5 protein-coding genes are annotated in these 21374 nt (G+C 65.7%); all 5 read right to left on the reverse strand.

The annotated features are described in order from the left end of the window. Window positions 1-14 precede the first annotated feature (14 nt). The 5 genes from NLM27_RS17360 to NLM27_RS17380 all read right to left on the reverse strand — a co-directional run bounded on the left by NLM27_RS17360 (window position 15) and on the right by NLM27_RS17380 (window position 21372). Window positions 15-17273, reverse strand: a complete 17259-nt coding sequence (locus NLM27_RS17360; protein ID WP_254149064.1) for a VCBS domain-containing protein — start codon at window positions 17271-17273, stop codon at window positions 15-17. 488 nt (window positions 17274-17761) lie between these two features. Further along, window positions 17762-17935, reverse strand: a complete 174-nt coding sequence (locus NLM27_RS17365) for a hypothetical protein (protein WP_254144463.1) — start codon at window positions 17933-17935, stop codon at window positions 17762-17764. A 286-nt stretch (window positions 17936-18221) separates the two neighbouring features. Beyond that, the gene (locus NLM27_RS17370; RefSeq protein WP_254144464.1) at window positions 18222-18992 is read right to left on the reverse strand and encodes a polysaccharide deacetylase family protein; all 771 of its coding nucleotides are present in this window, start codon (window positions 18990-18992) and stop codon (window positions 18222-18224) included. Continuing rightward, on the reverse strand, window positions 18989-19834 hold the full coding sequence (locus NLM27_RS17375) for a polysaccharide deacetylase family protein (RefSeq protein WP_254144465.1): 846 nt from the start codon (window positions 19832-19834) through the stop codon (window positions 18989-18991). Before NLM27_RS17375 ends, NLM27_RS17370 begins: the two co-directional genes overlap by 4 nt. Beyond that, a complete protein-coding gene (locus tag NLM27_RS17380; RefSeq protein ID WP_254144466.1) occupies window positions 19831-21372 on the reverse strand; it encodes an ABC transporter substrate-binding protein in 1542 nt (513 codons plus the stop codon). The genes NLM27_RS17375 and NLM27_RS17380 overlap by 4 nt, the downstream gene beginning before the upstream one ends. Window positions 21373-21374 lie beyond the last annotated feature (2 nt).

The raw sequence follows: 21374 nt of genomic DNA on the forward strand, positions 1-21374 counted from the left end.
CTGGGGATTCGTGACTAGACTACCAGAAAATCCCGCTGCTGGAGCAGATCCGGGTTGACACCGGTCAGCGTGATCGAGTGAAGCGCGTCTAGCGCAATGATGGTGTCGGCCGGGTTGCCGGCGTTGTGGGGATCGGCGGTGATCGCGGCCAGCGCAGCCGCCGCGTCCGCATAGACGGATTGGCTGAGTTGCAGGACGTCGTGCGCCACGTCGAAATTGCCGATGGTCGCCGTGGCTGCCGCCTGCGAGTTGAACTGGAACACGAACGTATCGTTCGCCCCTGACGCCGTCAGTGTGGCGTTGGCCCCCTGTACGGTCACCAGATGCGATCCGTCATTGTTGGTGACGTCTTGCGCGACGACCGTGCCATCGGCGCCATAGCTGACCAGCGACTTGGCGTAAGGCGGATTGGCGCCCAGATAGAAATTAGCGACCGTCTCATTCACCGTCGACGGCGTCAGCAGCGTGTTCAAATGCGCATCATCCGTCGGCGTCGTGTTCTGGAACTCGATCTCCAGCGGCCCCGAACCGACGCCTTGCACAAGAATATGTGCCGTGCCGCCGGTGACGGAAATCGCGATGTCGGTGTCGTGGCCGCCATTGACGGTCGAGACCGACACCGCATTGGGATCGACGCCCTCGATATGGATGCGGTCGTGCTCGTTGCTGCCGGTTGCCCAGGAGAAGTCGGTGATCTTGTCCGTGACGCCTGCGGCAAGATCGCTGCCGCGGAAGAAGAACACGTCGTCTCCTGTCCCGCCGGTGAGACTATGCGCGCCGATACCATAGTGGATCACGTCGTTACCCGATCGATCCGGCCCGGCGGTGATGGTCGTGGTGTTGGCCGCGGAGTCGTAGGCGAAATGGAAGTCCGACAGCGAGGCGATGTCATCGCCGCTCACCGTAAGGCTGACCGATCCGCTCGCGCCGCTCAGAACCAGAACGCCATTGATGAACGTTTCACTCGTGGCGTGGAAGCCGTCGACGATGATCTGGTCACGCGTGCCGAAATGCTCGATCGCGTTGACCGGCGCGTTGGCGGCGGTGAATTCCAGCGCGGCATGGTTTGCCGCCGAGAAGTCGATCGCGCCCGAGCCGGCCGCGCCGCTCGCGGTGAGGTCGAGCGTGCCGTTCTCGATCGTGATGCCGCCGGTGAACGTGTTCGCGGTCGCCAGGACAAGTGTCCCGTCGCCATCGAGGACGAGATGTCCCGCGCCGATCTGACCGCTGGCATCGTGCGAGCCGGTCATGTCAGCGATCACGTCGCTGATCGTGATGATGTGCGTCGCATCCGGGGCGAAGGTGATGGTCTGGTTGCCCTGCAGGAAGATGCCGCTGCCGAGGCCCGATCCGGAATTATGGGCGACATTCGAGCCCGAACCACCCGCGACGCTGTTGTCATGGGCGCCGCCGCTGCCGCCGAAGGTCAACGAGCCGCCTTCCTGGACGAAGATCGCGCCGCCGGCGCCGAGTCCGCCGCCACCCGACTGATAGTTCGCCGAGCCGCGTCCAGCGCCAAAACCGCCGGCCGCATCGCCGGTGCCAAAGCTGCCGCCGCCGCCACCACCAAAGCCGCCGGCGCCACCGACGTTCCACACCGAGGCGCCACCACCCCCGCCGAAACCGCCGGCACCTCCGCCGCTGGCGCTGAGATCGATAGGACTGATGACACCGCCGCCGCCGCCCCCGCCAAAACCGCCCGTGCCGCCCGCCGTGGCAGTACCCGCGCTGCCACCGATGCCACCACCGGCGCCGCCGGCATAGCCGTAGCGACCACCGCCCCCCGCACTGGTCCCAGTGACGCCGCCGCCACCATCCGCACCTCCAGCACCGCCACCGACCGCTGCGCCGACAACGACGCCGCGACCGGGTGCGTAACCAAAATAGGACCCGCCCGACGCAGCAAGGCCGACGCCGCCGCCGCCATTAATATTGCCAGCGCCGCCCATGCCGCCGCCGCCGCTCGCGGAATAGCCGTTGAAATAGCTTCCGTTGCCGCCGACCGCGTGGTTATGCGCAAAGCTGACATTGTCGAGCGTGACCGCGCCGCCCGAGGCGATGAAGAGGCCGCCGCCGAGTCCCGCGCCGCCGCCGCCACCGCTGGTGGAGTCGCCACCTTTGGCAACCGCATTGATGACGCTGAGATTATCGATGTCGATCGTGCCGGAATAGACGAACAGGCTGGGAAGTCCGTGGGCGTCCAGAGTATGGCCATTGCCATGGATGGTCAGCGTATCGCCAGAGGCAAGATTGAACGCCGCGAGCTGTGTGCTCAGGACGAGGTCGCCGACGATGTTGAACGTGTAGTGCGTGTTGGCGCGTGAGTATGCGCCGGTCAGATCGATCGCCGCGATGTCGGCGGCGAGATCTGCCGCCGACGTGATCGTGAAGCTGGTGGCGGTCGTCGCAACGTTCACATTGGAGGTCGCCGACGCAGCGCTGGTCGCCGAGCCCGCGCCGTTCACCAGCGTTTGCGTCGCCGTGATCGCGTGAGCGCCGTCGCCGAGCGCGAAGCCGTTGGTCGAATAGATCGCGAAATGGCCGGTCTGGTCCACCGTGCCGGTGCCGATCGCAGTCGTGCCACCATCTGCATACAGCGTGATGATGTCACCGGCCTTGCCGGTGCCGAAAGCCTCGACGCGTCCACCGGGATCATCGACCGAAACCACCGATGTGATAACCGGCGCCACCGGCGCAACCGTCGCCACGAAGTTCGACGAGCTGCTGGTGAGATGAGCCGCGTTGGTCTCGGTCACCGACACGGTCTGGACGCCGGGGTTCAAGCCCGAAATCGTCGTGATGTCGAAATGCCCGGTGGCATCGACGATTCCCGAACCAATTGTGGCGCCGCCGAGGGTGATCGTCACGGAGTTTCCGACTTCGCCCGTGCCGACGAACTCGAGCGCGCCGCCCTCCACCGTTGTTCCGATCTGCGCCGTGATCGTCGGCGCGATCGGGTTGACGTTGACGGTGAATGCCGGCGACAAGCCGCTCGCGATACCGTCGTCGGTCTCCGTCGCGGTAAAAGTGTGAATGGCGTCTGCAAACGTCACGGTGGTCGTGATCGAGAACGTGCCATTGGCGGCAACCGTGCCGGTTCCGACCGTCGTCGTGCCGCCGTCGGCGTAGAGCGTGATGGTGCCGCCGACGTGCTGGGCGGTTCCCTTCACGGTCACGGTGGTGCCGTTGATGGGCTGGCCCACCAGCGCGGTGATGGCCGGCGCATTCGGCGTGACGTTGACCGACACGCCGGAGGAGATCAGGCTGACGAGGTTGGCGGCGTTGGTTTCGGTGGCCCGGATGATATGCGCGCCGCCGAGAATATCGGCGAAGATGTCGAAATGACCTGTCGCGTCGACCACGCCGGTGGCCAGCACGGTCGTGCTGCCGTCGGCGAACAGCTTGATGGTCTCGCCGACCTCGCCGGTGCCCTGCACCTCGATGCGCTGCGATGTGCCTGAAACGGGAAGCACCACCGAGATGACCGGCGTGTCCGGGATCACGTTGACGGTGAATTGCGACGACGCCGGGCTGACGAGGTTCGCGGCATCGGTCGCAGTCGCGGTCAGGCGGTGCACGCCGTCGGCGAATGTCACCGTCGTCGTGATGTCGAAATGTCCGGTGGCGTCGATGACACCGGTGCCGACCGGCGTCGTGCCACCATCGGCATAGAGTGTGACGCTCTGGTTCGGCTGGCCCGTGCCCTTGACCTCGATGGTGCCGTCATTGTCGGGCTGGCCGACCAGCGTGGTGATGAGCGGCGCCGACGGAACCACAGTGATGGAGAGATTGTTCGATGCCGTGCTCGGCAGGTTCGACGTCACGGCGACCGCCGTCAGCGTGTGGACCCCGTTGCTCAGGCCCGCCGAGGTCACGATGTCGAACTGGCCGCTGGCATTGGTGGTGCCGGTGCCGATCACCGTCGTACCACCGTCGGCAAAGATCTGGATGGTGTGATTGGGCTCGCCCGTGCCCTTCACCTCGATCGGCCCGCCATTGAAGGGGTTGTTGACCAGCGCGGTGATCGTGGGGGCAGTCGGATTGACGTTGACAATGAAGCCGGCCGACGGCGGGCTTACCAGTCCGAGGCTGTCGGTCTCGGTTGCCCGGATGGTATGGATGCCGTCGGTCAGCGCCGGCGTGACGATGTCGAAATTGCCGTTTGCATCGGCGACGCCGGCCGCAAACACGGTCGAGCTGCCGTCGAGATACAGCTTAATGATCTGGTTGGGCAGCGCCGTGCCCTTCAGCTCCACGGTGTCGCCGTTGAGCGGATGGCCGATCTGCGTCGTGATGACAGGTGCGCTCGGAAGGACCGTGACCGCGAAGCCAGCCGAGAGCTGCGACGACGACCCGGTCTGCGACACCGCCTGGAACGTGTAGAAGCCGTCGGCGAGCGGCGAGGTGATGAGATCGAAGTTGCCATTGGCGTCGACGATGCCGGTGCCGAGCACGGTCGTGCCGCCATTGGCGATGATCGTGACCGTGGTGCCCGGAGCGGCCGTGCCGCGCAGCTCGACCCCGCTGCCGTAGACCGGCTGGCCGACCACGCCGGTGATTCCGAACGGGACCCGATCGGTCAGCATCACGCCGCCGCTGTAGGCCGTGACGTCGAACTGGAACAGAGAAAAATCGACACCGGGGTTGAGATGCAGATCGACTGAATGAACGCCATCGCTGACGGTGAGGACGTTGCCCGCGCCCATCGTGGCCGTCGCATTGGCGGCAAAGCCGACCAGCTTGATCGTATCGCCCGGGTTGAAACCGTTGATCTGGTTGGGCAGCGTCACGCCCGCTTCGAGGATCAGCGTCGCGCCCGAATTGGGCACGAAGGTGATGATGCCGCTGCCGATCGAATTCACCGAGGTGAGATCGATGGTGCTGTTGCCACTCAGCACCATGCCGCCGGTCAGCAGGTTCATGCCGGTGATCGTCAGCACCGACGTGCCGGACGCACTGATAGTGCCGCCGCCCGTGATCTTGTTTGCCAGCGTGTAGTGCGCCGAGCCCGACAGCGAGAAGGAATCGTTGACGAGATCGCCCGCCGTCAGCGACACCGTGCCGGTGTTGGAGATGTCGATCGTCGTGCCGGTGATGGCGCCCGACAGCGTGACGTTGCCGGCGCCCGCGACATGGATGACGCCGACGCCTCCACCTGCGATCGTGTCCGAGATGGTCAGCGTGTTACCCAGCAGCGGCGCAAGGGTGACGTTCTGCGAGGCCGCGAAGAGACCCGAACCGATGCCCTGCCCGTTTCCGCCGGCAGCGGTCGTGGATGCACCGCCGAGACCGCCGACCGCGGTGTTGCCGCCGATCGAACCACTCTGGATCGTCAAAGACCCGCCGGACGCAACGAAAACGCCGCCGCCAAGACCGGCGCCGCCACCGCCACCACCGGACGCGACCCTTACCCCGCCGCCGCCGCCGCTGCCCGCGCCATAACCGCCGCTGCCGCCGACGCCTGCATAAAGATCGCCGCCGAAGAAAGGTGGACTACGGGTGATAACCCTGTAAACGCTGGCCCCGCCACCACCGCCGCCGCCAAATGAGCCGGCCAGACCGTTGCTTCGCGAGTGCGCGTAGAAGGCCGGCTGGCGCCCCCAACCGCCCGCGCCGCCGATGCCGAATCCACTCACAGGGCTCCCCGGCCCGCCGCCGCCGACGTAGCCATTGTAGCCTCCGGCGGCGCCGCCATTGCCACCGGCGCCACCGATCGCAGAGTTGCCGGTGAACGCCACGCCATCGAGCGTCGCGGACGCACCTGCGCCAATGAAGAGGCCGCCGCCCAGTCCGGCACCGCCGCCGCCGGCGCCGGCATAGGCGTGGGCAACGGACCCGCCGTCGCGACCATGTGCAAGGGTACCTTCGATCGTCAGCTGGCTGAGCACCAGATTGCCGGATTCAAGATCGAACCCGGAATAGGTCGCCGTGCCATTGACCGAACCGTCGATGACGTGACCGCCGCCCTTGATGGTGAGCGTGTCGCCGGCGGCAAGAAAAAGCGCTGCCATGTTGCCGGTCAGCTTCAGATCGGCGGTCAGGTCGATCTCGTAGTCGATGTTCGTGCCGTAGTAGAAGCCGCCGGGATTGATGGCCGCGAGCGCCGCATTGAATTCCGCCATCGTGCCGACGGTGAAGGTCGCGATGGGATGGCCGGTGAAGGCCGGCGGGCCCATGGACGCGCCGGTCGCGAAGGTGAAGCTCGACCCGTTGCCGTTGACGGCGCCGTTCAGCGTGTGTCCGTTGGTATTGATGGTGAGCGTATCGCCGGCGGCAAAATTCAGCATGCCCGCCGACAGGCTGCCGAGCGCGGTGTCTCCCTCGAGATTGATGACGTAGTTGATGTTCGGCGAGGAGAAGAAACCTCCGACATTGATGGCATTGAAGGCTGTCGTCAGCTCCGCAACGCTTGCAACGTCGAACGTGGGGATCGCATTTCCGATCAGCAGGGCGTTTCCGCCGGACACACCTGCCACAAAACTGAATCCGCCGCCGGCGCCGTTGACGGCGCCGTCCAGGGTATGGCCCGCGGTATTCACCGTGATCGTATCCCCGGCGACGAGGGTAAGCTTCGCCAGTCCCGCCACCAGCGGAATGTCTCCGTCGAGATTGATCACGTATTCGACGGACAGGTTCGAGACAGGATTGGAGTTGACGGTCTGGATCGTGGCGACCAGTTGGTCCGTCGTCGAGACGTTGTAGATCGGCTCGACTGTCAGCGTGCCGCTACCGGTGTGGGTGAAGACCTCGCTGCCGTAGAATGCGCCCCGCAACAGCACATCGCCGGAGCCAGAGACGTTGATGGCACTGGCCGTGATCCTGGTGAGGACGGTGACGTCGCCGGCGCCGGTTATGTTGAGGACATTCGTTCCGATGCCCTGCGCCAGCACGACCGCGCCGGCGCCCTGAATATTGAACGTGCTTTGGGTGCCGCCCACGAACTGATCGACCGTGAGGGTCTGTCCGGCGCTGGACGTCAGGCCGACCGTGCCGCCGTAGTTGAAGAGATCGTTGCCGATGCCCTGGCCCGCCGCACCATTGGCGGCGCCGCCAAAGCTGATACTGCCGCCACCGGCACCGCCCGTTGCACCATTGTTGGAGAAGGTCCAGTCGTTGATATCAAGCTCGCCACCCGGCGCGACGAAGACAGCGCCGCCAAGGCCCGCACCACCGCCGCCCCCGCCTCCCGCGGTAACGGAAAAGCCTCCAGCCCCGCCGGTCCCGCCGCCATAGCCGCCGCTGGCGCCTCCGCCGGGACCGGTGTTCCCGCCGGCGCGAAGGCCGCCTCCGCCCCCGCCGCCGCCGAAACTGCCGACGCTTCCGCCGTGAAGGCTAGACCCACCCGCCCCGCCATAACCGAACCCCAGTTGACCCGGGCCGGATGTCCCGCCCGCCCTGGGCCCCCCGTAAGTGATTGCGGTGCCGCCAACGCCACCATTTCCGCCGAAGACATGGTTGTCGGTGAAAGCGACGTCGGTCAGGGTCGCCGAGCTGCCGGCGCCTACGAATAGTGCGCCACCCGCGCCCAGGCCACCACCACCACCGCCGGACGACGTGCTGCCTGCGGATGACCCGTCACCGCCATGCCGGACGAAGTCGGCGGCCGTCAGGTGGTCGATCGTGACGTCGCCGGATTCCAGGACGAAGCCGGAATAGGTGGAAGCCCCGCTGATCTCATGGCCAAGACCGTGGATCGTCAGCGTGTCGCCCAGCGCCAGATTGATGTCGGGCAGCGCGCCGTCGAGCGTGAAGCTGCCGACGATATCGATCTCGTAATTCTGGTTCGCGGATGAGAACACGCCGCCGACGCTGATTTCGTTGATCGCGCGAACGAGCTGCGCGGTGGACGACACATGGTAGACCGGCACCTCGTTGAGCTTCAGTTCGGTGCCGCCGGTCCCATCGGACACCAGCAGGAATCCGTGCGGCGCGATGTTCTGCTCGGCCGGATCGAAGTGGACGGTCGCAACCGGCACGCCGCCGGGGCCGGTCAGCGTCAGCACGTTGTTGACGAAGCTGCCGATGCCGGTGGCGTTGATCGTCGCAAAGTCGATGGTGTCGCCGACGCCGAAGCCATGCACGACCGCGCTCGGCATCGCGCCTGTCACGGACAGGGTCTGCATCCCTGTGCCGAAATTAATCGATTGAAGGCCAGACAGTCCGCCGTTGAAGTTGGCGACAGTGTCGCCATCGCCGAGATCGAGTGAGCCACCGAGCGAGACCGAGGTCGTGAAGGTGACCGTGATGGCCGGCCCCGCGAACCCGAGATCACCGCTCCCGGTCAACGCATTGCCGAACGTGCCGGAATGAGCAATGACGAGGTCGCCATTGTCGACGATCGCTCCGCTGCCGAGCGTCCCCTGGCCGCCGAGCGTGAGCTTGGCGCCGGCGTCGATCGTGGTGCCGCCGACATAGGAATTGGCGCCGTCGAACTCGACAGTGCCCGGCCCCTTGATCTCGATCGAAATGCTGCCGCCGTTGCCGCCCTGGTCGGCGATCGCGTCTGCGATCGTGATCGCATTCCCTAACGTCGGCGCGAGAACGATCGACTGATTTCCCTGGAGGAAGATGCCGCTGCCGAGCCCCTGCCCGGCGCCCGGCATATACAGCTGGTGGGCCGCCTGGATGGCACCCGCAGCGCCTCCGGCCACGGAGCCGCCGGACAGCGATCCGCTTTCGAGGATCAGCGTCCCCCCCTCCTGGACGAAGATGCCACCGCCGGCACCAAGCCCGCCGCCGCCGACATTGCCGAGCTTTGCCTGGTAATACCCGCCGGCCCGATACGCGATGGAGACGCTGCCATTGCCGGCACCAAATCCGCCCAGGCCAGCCCCTATACGACCTTGGAGCCCGCCGCCGCCACCGCCGCCGCCGAAGCCGCCGTTGCCGCCAGCGGCGTTCTCGCCGTTGCCGTAGCTGTTGGTGTTCGTGTTGAAGCCGCCACCAGCACCGCCGCCGCCGCCGAAGCCGCCCTGTGCACCGGTGGTTCCGGCTTTCCGGGAGGCGAGATAGGCGTTACCGCCGCCGCCACCACCGCCAAAGGTGCCGGAGGCCGGGAACGATCCGCGATACGACGTCGCCCCGGCCCCGCCTCCGCCCGGAAGATTCGACAGGCCGAGGCCGCCGCCGGCGCCGCCCGCATAGCCCCAGCCGGTGTAGCCGGCGTGGCTTCCGATGCTATAGAAATGTTGCACCCCGGTCGTCGCGCCAGCGGCACCATTGATGCCCATGCCGCCGCCGCCACCACCGCCTTGATATATCCGGCCGGCCGGGTTCACGCCGCCGCCGTTGCCGCCCCGGGCGGCGTTGTAGAGGAAAGTCACGTTCGCGATCGTCGCCGTGGCACCCGCCGCGACGAACAGGCCGCCGCCAAGTCCGGCGCCGCCGCCGCCACCGCCGATGGCGCCGGCACCACCCTGCGCAAGGGTGTGCGCAATCGTCATGTCCTTGAACGTGACGGTGCCGGCATATTCGAAGAAACCACGATGGGTATTGGCGCCGTCGAGCGTGAAGCCAGCACCATCGACCGTCAATTTGCTGCCGCTGGCAAGATTGATGGCGGCAAGATCCGAGCTCAGCGACGCCAGCGAAATATTGCCGGCGAAATGGATGACGTAGTTGAGATTCGCGCCATAGGCGTTGCCGCCCGAGCTCATCGCCGTCAGTGCGGCGTTGAGCTCGGCCGCGGTGCTCACCGTGAAGCTGGTCTGCGCCAGGCGGATGTTGGTGCCGCCATTGCCGTCCGCGACCAGGGCAAGGTTGAGATCGAAATGCTGCGCCGGGTCGAAATGCAGCGTCGCCACCGCAGTGCCGCTGACATTCTTCAGCGTCATGACGTTGTTCGCATCGATCGTGAAGGAGGTTGCGACAATCGACTTGAGATCGATGGTATCCCCGACGTCAAAGCCCTTGAGAGTGACGGCGGGAACGCCGGTGTCGAACACGGCGGTGATGACGTGACCTTGGGCGAAATTGAACGTGCCCGTTCCGGTCACGGCGGCCTGGAATTCGAACGTGCCATCGTGGTCGAGGGTAACCGCACCGTTGTCCGTGATCGCGTTCACGATCGTACCCGGCGCCTCGAACCGCAGCGTGCCGTTGTCGATGATGGCGCCGGTGCCGGCGCTGCCGCCGGCCTCGACCTCGAGCGTGCTGCCGCTGTCAATGGTGGTGCCGCCGACATAGCTGTTGGCGCCGGCGAAATGCACTGTGCCGCTGCCTGCGATCTCGACGTGGCCGCTGCCGCCATTGCCGCCCTGGTCGGCGATCGTATCGGCAATGACGGTATCCTCGCCTGCAGTCGGCGCGAACGTGATGCTCTGGTTGCCCTGGATGAAGATGCCGGAGCCGAGCGCCTGTCCGTCGCCTCCGCCATGATTGCCCAGACCTGCCGTGACCGAGTTGCCGGAGACCGAGCTGCCGGCAATCGTCAGCGAGCCGCCTTCCTGCACGAACACGGCACCGCCTGCGCCGAGGCCGCCACCGCCGCCGCCGACGCCACCGCCGCCAGCACCGCCGCCGAACCCGCCAGCGCCCCCACCGCGGCCGCCGCCGCCGCCGAACCCGCCGGTACCGCCGCCCGTTCCCGAGCCCCAAGCACCCGCGGCTCCGCCGCCACCGCCAAAACCGCCGTCGCCGCCGACGCTGATGCTTGTTGCATGCGAGTAGGACAGGTAGCCCCCCGCACCGCCACCGCCGCCGCCACCAAAGCCGCCATGCGCGCCCGCAGTGAGGCTGCTGCCGCTCGGCGATGTGCCGCCGGCAGCGGCCTGCGAGTAGCCCGCGTGCCCCGGGACGTTGATCCCGAGCGTGCCACCCGCGTCGCCCGCGACGAAGACGAAGGTGCCGCCGCCGACGCTGTGGTTGCTACTGTAGTGGGCGCTGCTGCCGTTGGTGCCCATGCCACCACCGCCGCCACCCTGACCTCCGCTCGAGCCTCCGCCCCAATCGCCTCCGGCACCACCCGTGGCCGCGGCGCCCGTGAACGTCACGGCATCGATCGTTACCGCCGCACCGGCCGCCACGAACAGGCCGCCACCGAGACCCGCACCACCGCCGCCGCCTTCGACGCCGCCGGCGCCGCCCTTGGCCAGCGTGTGCGCGATGTTCAGATTGTTGATCGAGACGTTGCCGCCGAACACGAACAGACCGCGATAGGCATTTCCGCCGTCAAGCGAATAGCCCGCGCCATTGATGACGAGATGGCTGCCGCTGGCCAGATTGATCGCGGTCAGATTGGCGCCGAGCGAGGCAATGGAGATGTTGCCTGCAAACTCGATCGAATAGTTGGTGTTGGCGGCGGCAGCTCCGCCACCCACGCTGATGGCGAGGAGCGTCGCGTTGAGCTCCGCGGCGTTATGGACGGTATAGACGTTGGACGGCTTGATCACGGTGCCGCCGGAGCCGTCGGCCGAGAATGCGAAGCCGTAGGTCGGTCCGCTGAAGTGCAGATCGACGCTATGCGTGCCGTCGGTGACGTGCAGAACGCCGGTCGACGAATTGAACGACTGGGAGAACTGCCCGGAACTGTAGTTGATCCCGACCAGATCGATCGCGTCGGTCGCGGCGCTGAAGCCCGCGATGGTGCCGGCAAAGCTCGCCGGCGCGTCGATCTTGAGCGTTGCGAGTCCACCGTTGAACGTGATGGTCTGGCTGGATGCGACGCCCGCGCCGAATTCGACCGTGCCGCCATTGCCGACGGTGACCGCCCCGGTGCCGGTGACATTGCCCGCAACCAGCAGCTTGCCGCCGCCGTCCGCCTGCAGCGTGCCGGTGTTGGTGACGTTGCCGGCGAGATCGAGCGTACCCGCCTTGGCGTCGATGACACCGCTGTTGTTGACCGCCGTGCTGACGATCGTGGTGCCGCTGCCGGTCTTGTCGTAATTGCCGGCGACGTTGAGCGTTCCGGTACCGGCACTCGATGCGATGTTGAACGCGCTGCCGCTGGCCGTCGCATCGGTGAAGGTGACGCCGGCATCGATCTTGAAGGCCGCGCCGTTGTTCAGTCGCAGCGTATCGCCGGAGAAGGCCCCGGTCTGGCCGGATCCGTGGAGCTCGAGCGTCCTGCCGTCGAGTGTGAAGGTCTCGTTATTGGCATCGAAGAAGGTCGCGAGCCCGTTGACGATGGTCGTGCCGCTGCCGCTCTCGGTGCCGCCGGTGAAGGTCGCCCCGTTGGCGTCGATCAGCGTGCCGGTGCCCGACAGAGTGCCGCCGGACTGGGTCAGGCTGTGGATGGTTTCCGAGACAGCGCCGAGATTGATGTTGCCCGGCAGCACGAAATCATTGGTGACGGCGACACTGACCAGCACCGGCACGCTGGTCACGCTGCCGTCGGTCGCGGACACGGTGAAGCTCGCGGCCGGGTTCAGCGTGCCGTCGCTGACGAAGATCACCTGGCCCGCGGCGAGCTGCGCCTGGGTGAAGCTCGTGATCGCAACGCCGGGCGCACTCGACAGCGCCACGTAACCGCGTTGCGTGCTGCTGACGTTGAAGGTGAGCTGGCTCGCGTTGTTGTCGACATCGCTGACGCTGAGGTCGGCCGTGGTGATGGTGGTCGCCAGGCCCTGCAGCAGCGCCGCCGCATTGTCGCCGGACAGCACCGGCGCATCGTTAGCCCCGGTGATCGTGATGGTGACGACCTGCGCGCTGCCGTCGTTTCCCCTCACGGAGAAGGTGTCGGTCATCGTCGCGCCGGCGGCGAGCGCCTGCACCGTGGAATTGTTGTTGTCGAGCGTGTAGGTCCACCCGCCTGCGGAGGTCACGGTGTAGGTGCCGTACCCGCCGGTGCTGGCGGTCGGCGCGGCGACCGCCACGAAGGTGACGGACGATGTGTCGGGATCGAACAGCGTCAGCGTGCCTGTCGCCGTGGGCGTCCCCGCCAGCGCGTTGTTGACGCCGCCCGCCTCGATGACCGAACCGGTCGCCGTCCCGCTCATCGTGGCCGGATCGTCGGTACCGAGGATGTTGATGGTGACGGACGAGGTGGTGCCGTCCGAACTCGCGACGGAAAAACTGTCGGTGTAGGTGTGCCCGCCCACGAACTCATCATGCGCCGAGCTCGCGACATAGCTCCAGGTGCCGTCGGTGGCGAGCGTGAAGGTGCCGTATTGCCCAGACGTGCCGGCCTGCGCGACGAAGGATTGCGGACTGTCGGGGTCCTGGATCGTCAGCGTGCCGCCGGTCGACAACGGTGAGTTGGTTTCGATCAGGTTTTTTGTCACCGCCGATATGACGGCGGCATCGTCGGTGCCATTGATGGTGATCGTGACGACCTGCGGCGTGCCATCGATGGTCGTTACCGTGAACGTATCCGTCAGCGTGCCGCCGGCATTGAGCGCCTGCACCGCGGCATTGTTGTTGTCGAGCGTGTAAGTCCAGACCCCGGCTGATGTGACGGCAAAGGTGCCGTAGTGGTGGTCGCTTGCCGTGCCCGCGTTGACCGCGGTGAACGTGTTGGCGGGATTGTCAACGTCAGTGTCGGTCAGCGTGCCGGTCGCAGTCGGCGTTTCCGCCAGCGCGTTGTTGAGGCCGCCCGCTTCGGTCACCGAACCGGTGCTGGTGCCCGAGATCGAAGCCGCGTCGTTGCTGCCGAGGATATTGATTGTGACAGACGAGGCCGTGCCGTCCGAACTCACCACGGAGAACGTGTCGGTGTAGGTCTGCCCGGCGACGAATTCGTCATGCGCCGAACTCGCGACATAGCTCCAGGCGCCGTTCGGACCAACCGTGAAGGTGCCGTAGTGCCCGTGCGTGCCCGCCTGCGCCACGAAGGTTTCGGGACTGTCGACGTCGTGGATCGTCAGCGTGCCGTTCGTCGACAGCACTGAATCGGTCTCGCTCAGGTTGACTGAATCGGCCGACAGCACCGCGGCATCGTTCGCGCCGTTGATGGTGATCGTGACCAGTTGCGCGGTGCCGTCGATGGTCGTCACCGTGAACGTGTCGGTCAGAGTCCCGCCGGCATTGAGCGCCTGAACCGCGCTGTTGCTGTTGTCGAGATTGTAGGTCCAGACGCCGCCCGACGTCATGGTGAAGGTGCCGTAGCCGTGGTCGCTCGCCGTGGCGGTCCCGACCGCCGTGAAGGTGTTGGCGGGATTGTCGACGTCGGTGTCCGTCAGCGTGCCGGTCACGCTCGGCGTCCCCGCCGCCGCGTTGGCGACGCCGCCCGCTTCCGTCACTGCGCCGGTGCTGGTACCCGACACCACGGCCGGATCGTTGACCGCCTGCACGGTGATATTGACGGTCGCTGCGTTGGAATCGGCGAGGCCGTCATTGACCTTGTAGGTGAAGCTGTCGGTGCCGTTGTAGTCGCCAACCGGCGCATAGGTGAACGAGCCGTCGGCATTCAGCGTCAGCGTGCCGTGGGCCGGACCGTTGACGAGTATCGCGTGCAACGCATCGCCGTCGAGGTCGGTTGCCCCGGCAAGCACGCCCGTGCCTGACACCACCAGCGGATGGTCTTCATCGGTTGTGTAGCTGTGCGCGACGGCCACCGGCGCATCATTGGTGCCGCTGATCGCGATCGTCACAAATTGCGTGGCGCTGGTCGCGGTGCCGTCGTTGACCACGACCGCATAGGTCAGCGTGAGCGTCTGGCCCTGCTTCAGGAAATCGAGGTCTGCCGCGGCCGGTTGGTAGGTCCAGCCGAACGTCGTAGCAGAGCCGGTCGACAGCTGACCAGTGGAGTCGATCGCAAAGGCGGCATTGTCGGTGAGCGCCAGCGCGCCGGCCGGCAGATTGAAGGCGTGCCCGTCGAGGCTCACCATGGGCGCGCCGACCACCGAAGCTGTCAGCGTGTCGCCGACGTCGCGGTCGCTGGCCGAGATCGAGCCCGCGAGCGAAATGACCTGCGCATGGGCATCGGCCGCCTCGTTGACCGCCGCGGTGTCGCCCGTCACCACGGGCACATCGTTGGTGCCGGCGATGGTGATGGTCAGGGTCTGCTGGTTGCTGGTGATGAGCCCGTCGCTGACTTCGACCGTGTAGGTCAGGACCAGGCTCTGCCCATCCCGCAGGAAATCCAGGTTGGCCGCGGACGCATCATAGGTCCAGCCGACACCGGCAGTGCTGCCGTTGGAGGTGCCCGCATGGAATGACAGGGCATTGTTGATCAGCGACGCTGCCCCTGCCGGCAGGGCGAAGGCGTGGCCATCGAGAGTCACGACCGGCGAACCGGCGATCGAAGCCGTCAGCGTGTCGCCGATGTCAGGATCGGTCACCGGCAAGGTGCCCGTCAGCGTGATGTGCTGCGCGGCGGCGTCAGCAGCTTCCGCGGCGGTCTCCGACGCACCGGCCAACACGGGAGCATCCTCTCCGCCGGTGATCGTGATGGTGACATTCCGGCTCGCCAGCCCGCCATGACCGTCGCTGACGGTCACGGCGTAAGTTTCCGTGACGGTCTGCCCGGCCCGCAGGAATTGGACGTCCGCGTTGTCGACGAGATATTGCCACGTCGCCTGCCCGCCGAGGCCATTCACGGTGTCGGCAGACAGATGCGCGCTCATGGTCCCGAGCGCCAGCCCGCCCGCGCGGGTCGAGCTGACGAAGGTGGCCGAGACGACATGCGCGTCCGTCAGATCGACGTCCGTGAACGCGATCGCACCATCGACATGCAGCCGCCCCTGGGCATCGAGCGCCGTATCCTCCTGCACCGCACCGGTTATCTGCGCAGCGCCGATGACCGGCGCATCGTTGTCGGCGCTGACCGTCATCTCGCGGGTGGCGACGGCCGTGTCGTGCCCGCCATGATCCGTGCCATCCGGGTCCTGCACCGTCACGGTCAGAGTGCGGGTCAGCGGCGATGGATTGTCGCTGGTGTCGGTATAGAGGACCGCACGCAACGCGGCTGCGAAATCCGCAACTGTCGGCTGCTGGCCGGCCCTGGCCGTCAGCGTCAGCGTTCCGGTTACCGGATCGAACCGGCCCTCGATCAACGCAGTGTTCGCGAAAGAGAGGACGTCTTCGTCCGGCTGATAGTTGCCGCTGATCTGGATCGTCGCCCGCAGCAAAGTGTGGCTGTCCGGATCGGACAAGGTCAGCGCCGGTGCAACCGCGACCGGCGTTTGCTCGAGCGCAGCCAACGGCGCCGATCCGGAATTGAAAGATAGCGAAGGTGGATCATTGACCGGCGGCGCCGGGATCGATGCAATTCCCGGACCGGCGCCGCTGTTTCCACCTCCGGGCATATGGGGGGCGAGGTCCGCACCGGTGTTGACCGGCGGGCCGTGGCCGGAAGCTCCATCAGGCAGAGATGACGGTGCGTCACCCCCCGGATCGTACGAGACAGGTGGAGGAGACGATGAACCGTGCGGACCGGCACCGTTCGGCGAGTCGCTGCTATAGCGGTCCGCAAGGTTCTTGATCTGCAGAATGTTGTTCAACGCACCCAGCTCGTCAGCCCTATCGGCGTCCGTCTTTGGCTGCTCGCTGGTTGCTATCTGAGCTGGACCGGTCGGCATCAGCTCCAGCTTGCCGCCTTCGCTGCTGATCGTTGCAATGGCGTTGCCGTTCCGATCGTAGGCCGTCGCCTGATGCTGCCCGTCATCCTGATGAAAGATGGACAGCGTGACCGATCCATCGTCAGGGGATATCTCGCCGCCGCCAACGGAGCCTGCAATCTTTGCAAAGCCGACCGGCGTCCCGATCCGCATGTCACCCGACTGGGCAATCTTGCCCGAGGCGAAGCTGAACGATCCCTGGATGAGATCGAAGACTTCCAGATTGGCGCTGCCCTGCGGGTCGAATTTGAATTCACTCAATACGAGCCGTGAACCATGCCCGATCTGGAACGCGCTGCCGTCGTTGAAAACAAGTCCGGCGGCGCCCGCGCTGTCGGTCCGGACCACGTCTCCCTTCAGCAGCACATCGCCGTTGTTGAGCGCCACGACGACGCCGTTGCGCAGGACCGTTACCTGCCCTTCGACCCGCACCGCATGTCCGATCACCTGCATCGCCGGCGACGGCGCATCCTTGGCTGCGTACCCTCCGGGAGCGGCAGGCCCCGCCAACGCAGCGACGATTTCGCCGCTCAGCGTCGCACCATCCGGCGACCGCAGCGCGTGCAGATTCTCCGATTTGAAATAGCCCGCAACGACGTGGATCTTTCCGTCGGCTCCAATCAGCCGCAGGTCATCGCCGACGCGCTTGAAATCGGCACTGAGAAGCAGGTGCGTGTCCTGAATCGCTGCGACGGACGCGTCCGGCCCGCCCTCGGTCGAAAGTTCCTGCGAAATAGAAAGCGAAAAATGCCGATCACTGCCGACATGCAGCATCATTCATTCCATCTAAAGACACGGACCGCGTAACACGGTCGAAGGTCACCGCCGAACAAGCACCCGATCGACGCTGTTGTCGCGCTCTCCATCTACCGACGGATCGGGGCATTCCTCTTCATGCATTTCCTCAGGACTTTCACCGAAGCATCCAACGCCGTTGCACCCGCGCAGATCGGAAGCGTCGACTCTTCAGCGGCCCATTGGTACGGTATTCGGCTGATGAAGGCTGCGAACGAACGTTCACATGCGCCCATTTTCATCAATCGTGATCACCGCCATCGCGTCCGAAAGCCGAAAACGTCATTCATCATAAATCGCGACATTCTCGTTCCGCGCACGAAACCCAGCTACGAAATCAAGGTATGCAGCGACGTGAATCCCTGCGGGTCCTCCGTATCGACCCAACATTTGCGGTAAAGATCGAGACCGCCCGGAAAGGCCGACCACCAAAAATGGTCAGACGACAGCTGATCGTTCAATGCTGCCGATCACCGGTTCGACAACGTCACGGATTTTATCGATGCGATCGTAAAACAGGCCTCGAAGGCTGCGTCGATGATCGCGAGCTTGACGGCCTGCGCCTTGTGATACTCGCGGCGGAAGCCTTTCGATACCCACAGCCGGGACTTGCCGCGCGCCCCGACCCAGCCAAGGCTTCCCATCGACTCCGCCTCGGCGAGCTTCCGCCCGAGTTGCTCCGCGACAATCTCAGCCGCTGCGCCAGCGCGGAAACCGACGTCACGTCGGTCGTAATCTGATCGATGGCGGCGTCCTCTTCCTCACAGCCGACGATCAGGCGATCCATCAACACGCCGCCCTCGTTGACCCACGTGAACAGCTTGAACGTCGGTTCGGGCTCGCGAACCATATGAGACCCGAGGAGACCGTCGGCGATCATCGGCTGCATGCGGCGAACCGAACCGCCTCCTGCTGCGTGAGAAGCAGCCTTTAGTCATGCATTCGATCTGCGACCTCCTGGCATGTGAGAAATGAGGTGCCGTCGAGATTACGGAGCCATATTAGCAACCGGTCCAGGGCCGCGACGCGGCTCGCCCGCGCGCTGCCATAGTCGCTGCGCGGATGCAGCGTCAGCGTGATCAGGCAGCGCTCGCGATGCATCGCCTCGATCTCCTCGCGCCACATCTTGATGACGCGATCATGGGTCTGGCGCTGGGCGTAGAGCGTCGCGTCGATCAGGATCTCCGCATGCGGCACCTCGATCATGCCGCGGCCGCCATCGGCATCCAACGCGTAAGGATGGTCGTCGTCCTGAAAGCTCGAATCATAGCGATAGCCGAGATCGGCGAGATGTCCGAGCGTTCGTTCGGTGAGCCGGCCATGCGGCGCGCGAAAGCCGCGCGGCGCACGGCCGACGATCTGAGACAGCGTCGCATGCGCGCGCTCCAGCAGCGCCCGCTCGTCGATGTCGGCCGCATCCATCTCCTCCATCGCCCAGCCGTGCGCTGCGATCTCGTGGCCGCGGCCGGCGAGCGCTGCGATATAGGCGGGATTGGCCTCCGCCTCCGCGCCCGGCACGAACACGGTGGATTTGATGCCGTGGCGATCGAACAGGCCGAACAGCCGCTCGCAACCGACGGCATAGGCGTATTTTCCGTAAGACGCGCGGCCGAACAGCGCGTCTTCGCCTAGCTGGGTCCGCTCCACCGTCTTGCCCTGGAGGTTGACGGTGACGACGACGGGAACGATCGGCTTGCTCATTGTCCGCCCCAGTCCCGCCGCCAGTCGGACGGATTCGTCAGGCACCATTCGGCAAGCTCCAGCATGCCGACGAAACGCACGCCCTCGTGCTGCTTGGCGTATTTGATCAGCCCTTCGACCGCCGCGACGCGCGCGGGCGAGCCGGAGCCGTAACCGACGCGCGGATGGAAGGTCAGGTTGTAGTAGCCGCCCTCGGCATAGATGGCGTCGAACTCCTGCTCCCAGTGCGCCAGCACTTCCGACGGCGGCGTGTAGCTGACGCGGTAGAACGGGAAATCATCTAAGCTCGAGGTGTTGTTGGGCAGGCAGACATAGTCGCTGCGCTCCTCGCCGTCATAGCGGGCGAGATATGGCAGGTCGAAATCCTTGTCGCTGGAATCGTAGACATAGCCGAGCTCGCGGAGCTTGCGCAACGTGCGCGCGGTCTTGTGGCCCGATGGCGAACGCCATCCCCTCGGAGCGAGGCCGGTAATCTCGGTGAGCAGCTTGTGCGTTCGTTCCAGCAGCTCCGGCTCGGCATCGCCGGGATCGACGCCTTCGTGAAAATAGCCGTGCGAGCCAATCTCGATGCCGGAGCGCGAGATGTCGCGGACGAGACCGGGGCTTTCTTCGGCGTCATATCCGGAGACGTAGAACGTCCAGGGCACGTCGTGCCGCATGAACATGTCGACAAACCGGGGAATACCGCATTTGGCGGAGTAGCGGCCGTGCGAGCGGGCCCCGAGCGGCAATTGCCCGCGGCCGCGCTCCAGCGAGGTGCCGTCGAAATCGAGGGTGAGGCCGACGACGCAGCGCGCACCGTCAGGCCAGGCATGCTGCCTGCGCTGGGCAAGGGAGATCATGGGACAAGCTCGACATTCCAGAAGCGGGGTTTTCGGCCCGCCCATGGCGCGTAGCCGCGCACCTTGGGCGAGGCGGCGGAGACATTGACGCCGGAGCTCCACACGATCATCGGCGCATCGTCGACGAACAGCTTGTGGACCGCATCGAACAGCGGCTGCCGCGCCTCGGGCGCGACTGTCTCCATCAGCTTGCCGAGCAGATCGATCGCAGCACCGTTGCCCCAGACCTTGTCCGGCTGCGTGGCCTTGTCGCCGATGAAGCGGTCGAGGCCGAAGGCCGGGTCGAGATACGGCGTGTAGTTCCACACCATCAGCTGATAGTCGCCCTTGTTGTAGCGGCTGAGCTGGGTCGCGAACTCGACGACTTCGACGGTGAGGTTGAGGCCGGCTTGCTGCGCCATCGCCTGTGCCAGCACGGCGACGTCGTTCATGACGGGAAAGCGCGAATTGGTGGTGATCTTGATCGGCTCGCCCTTGTATCCCGCCTCCTTCAGAAGCTTCGTCGCGCGCGCGATATCAAGACTGTAGCCGGCCTGCTCGACTGCGCCGTAATAGCGGCTCGACAGCGGGACAAGCGAGGTGCTCGGCTTGGCATAGCCATCAGTTAGGCCATCGCTCATGCTGGGATAATCGAGCGAGGCCGCAATCGCCTCGCGGATGCGCTTGTCCTTGAGCAGCGGATCGTTGGTCTGCATCACGATGGCGTTCAGCGAGGCGACCGGTGCCGCGCTGATCACGAGCCCCGCCGACTTCAGCTCGCCCGCGAATTTGGGATCGGCGGAGGGCCAGAGATCGAGATTGCCTGACTGAATCGCCGCCTTCGCCGCCGCGGTGTCGGGCACGATGGACAACCTGACGCGGTCGACCTTGGCAAGCTTGACGCCGGCGAGCCCATCGCTAGGCTCGCTGCGCGCGGCATAGGCCTCGTTGCGGGCGAGTTCGATGAACTGACCGCGGCGCCACTCAGTGAGCTTGAACGGGCCGGTGCCGATCGCCTTCTGCCAGGTGCCGTCCGCACCGACGGAGTCAGGATGCGCGATGCCGGTGCCGTCGCAATCCGCCCGCGCCATCGTGCTGAGGAAGGCGCCGGTCGGCTCGGCCAGACGGAAGACGACCTGCTGCGGCGATGGCGTCGTGATCTCGGCGATCTTGATTTTTCGCGTGCCGTCGAAATTGGTCCGGCATGGCCAGCCGGATTTGGGATCGAGGAAGCGTTCCCAGGTCCACGCCACCTCGCGCGAGGTCAGAGGCGCGCCGTTGTGGAACGTTACGCCCTCGCGCAGCGTGAAGGTGTAGGTGCGGCTATCCGCCGAGGTCTCGATCGCCTTCGCCAGCATCGGCGCAACCGTGCCGTCGGCGCGCCAGGCGACTAGGCCTTCATAGATCTGTTGAAGCACGAGGCCGGTGTTGTCGTCGGGGCTGTTGCCCGGCATCAGGCCGCGAATGTCGGTGGTGATCATGCTGCGCAAGACGCTCTCGGCGCGGGCCGCGGACAGCGAGACAAGCATCAGACACAACGCAACCACAAAACGCTTCATAC

This window comes from Bradyrhizobium sp. CCGB12, from assembly GCF_024199845.1.
Classification (GTDB): Bacteria; Pseudomonadota; Alphaproteobacteria; order Rhizobiales; family Xanthobacteraceae; genus Bradyrhizobium.

Excerpts from the sequence above, each read along its gene's own strand:
- NLM27_RS17360 (WP_254149064.1), bottom strand. The coding sequence starts at position 17,273 with ATGATGCTGCATGTCGGCAGTGATCGGCATTTTTCGCTTTCTATTTCG.
- NLM27_RS17365 (WP_254144463.1), bottom strand. The coding sequence starts at position 17,935 with ATGGGAAGCCTTGGCTGGGTCGGGGCGCGCGGCAAGTCCCGGCTGTGG.
- NLM27_RS17370 (WP_254144464.1), bottom strand. The coding sequence starts at position 18,992 with ATGAGCAAGCCGATCGTTCCCGTCGTCGTCACCGTCAACCTCCAGGGC.
- NLM27_RS17375 (WP_254144465.1), bottom strand. The coding sequence starts at position 19,834 with ATGATCTCCCTTGCCCAGCGCAGGCAGCATGCCTGGCCTGACGGTGCG.
- NLM27_RS17380 (WP_254144466.1), bottom strand. The coding sequence starts at position 21,372 with ATGAAGCGTTTTGTGGTTGCGTTGTGTCTGATGCTTGTCTCGCTGTCC.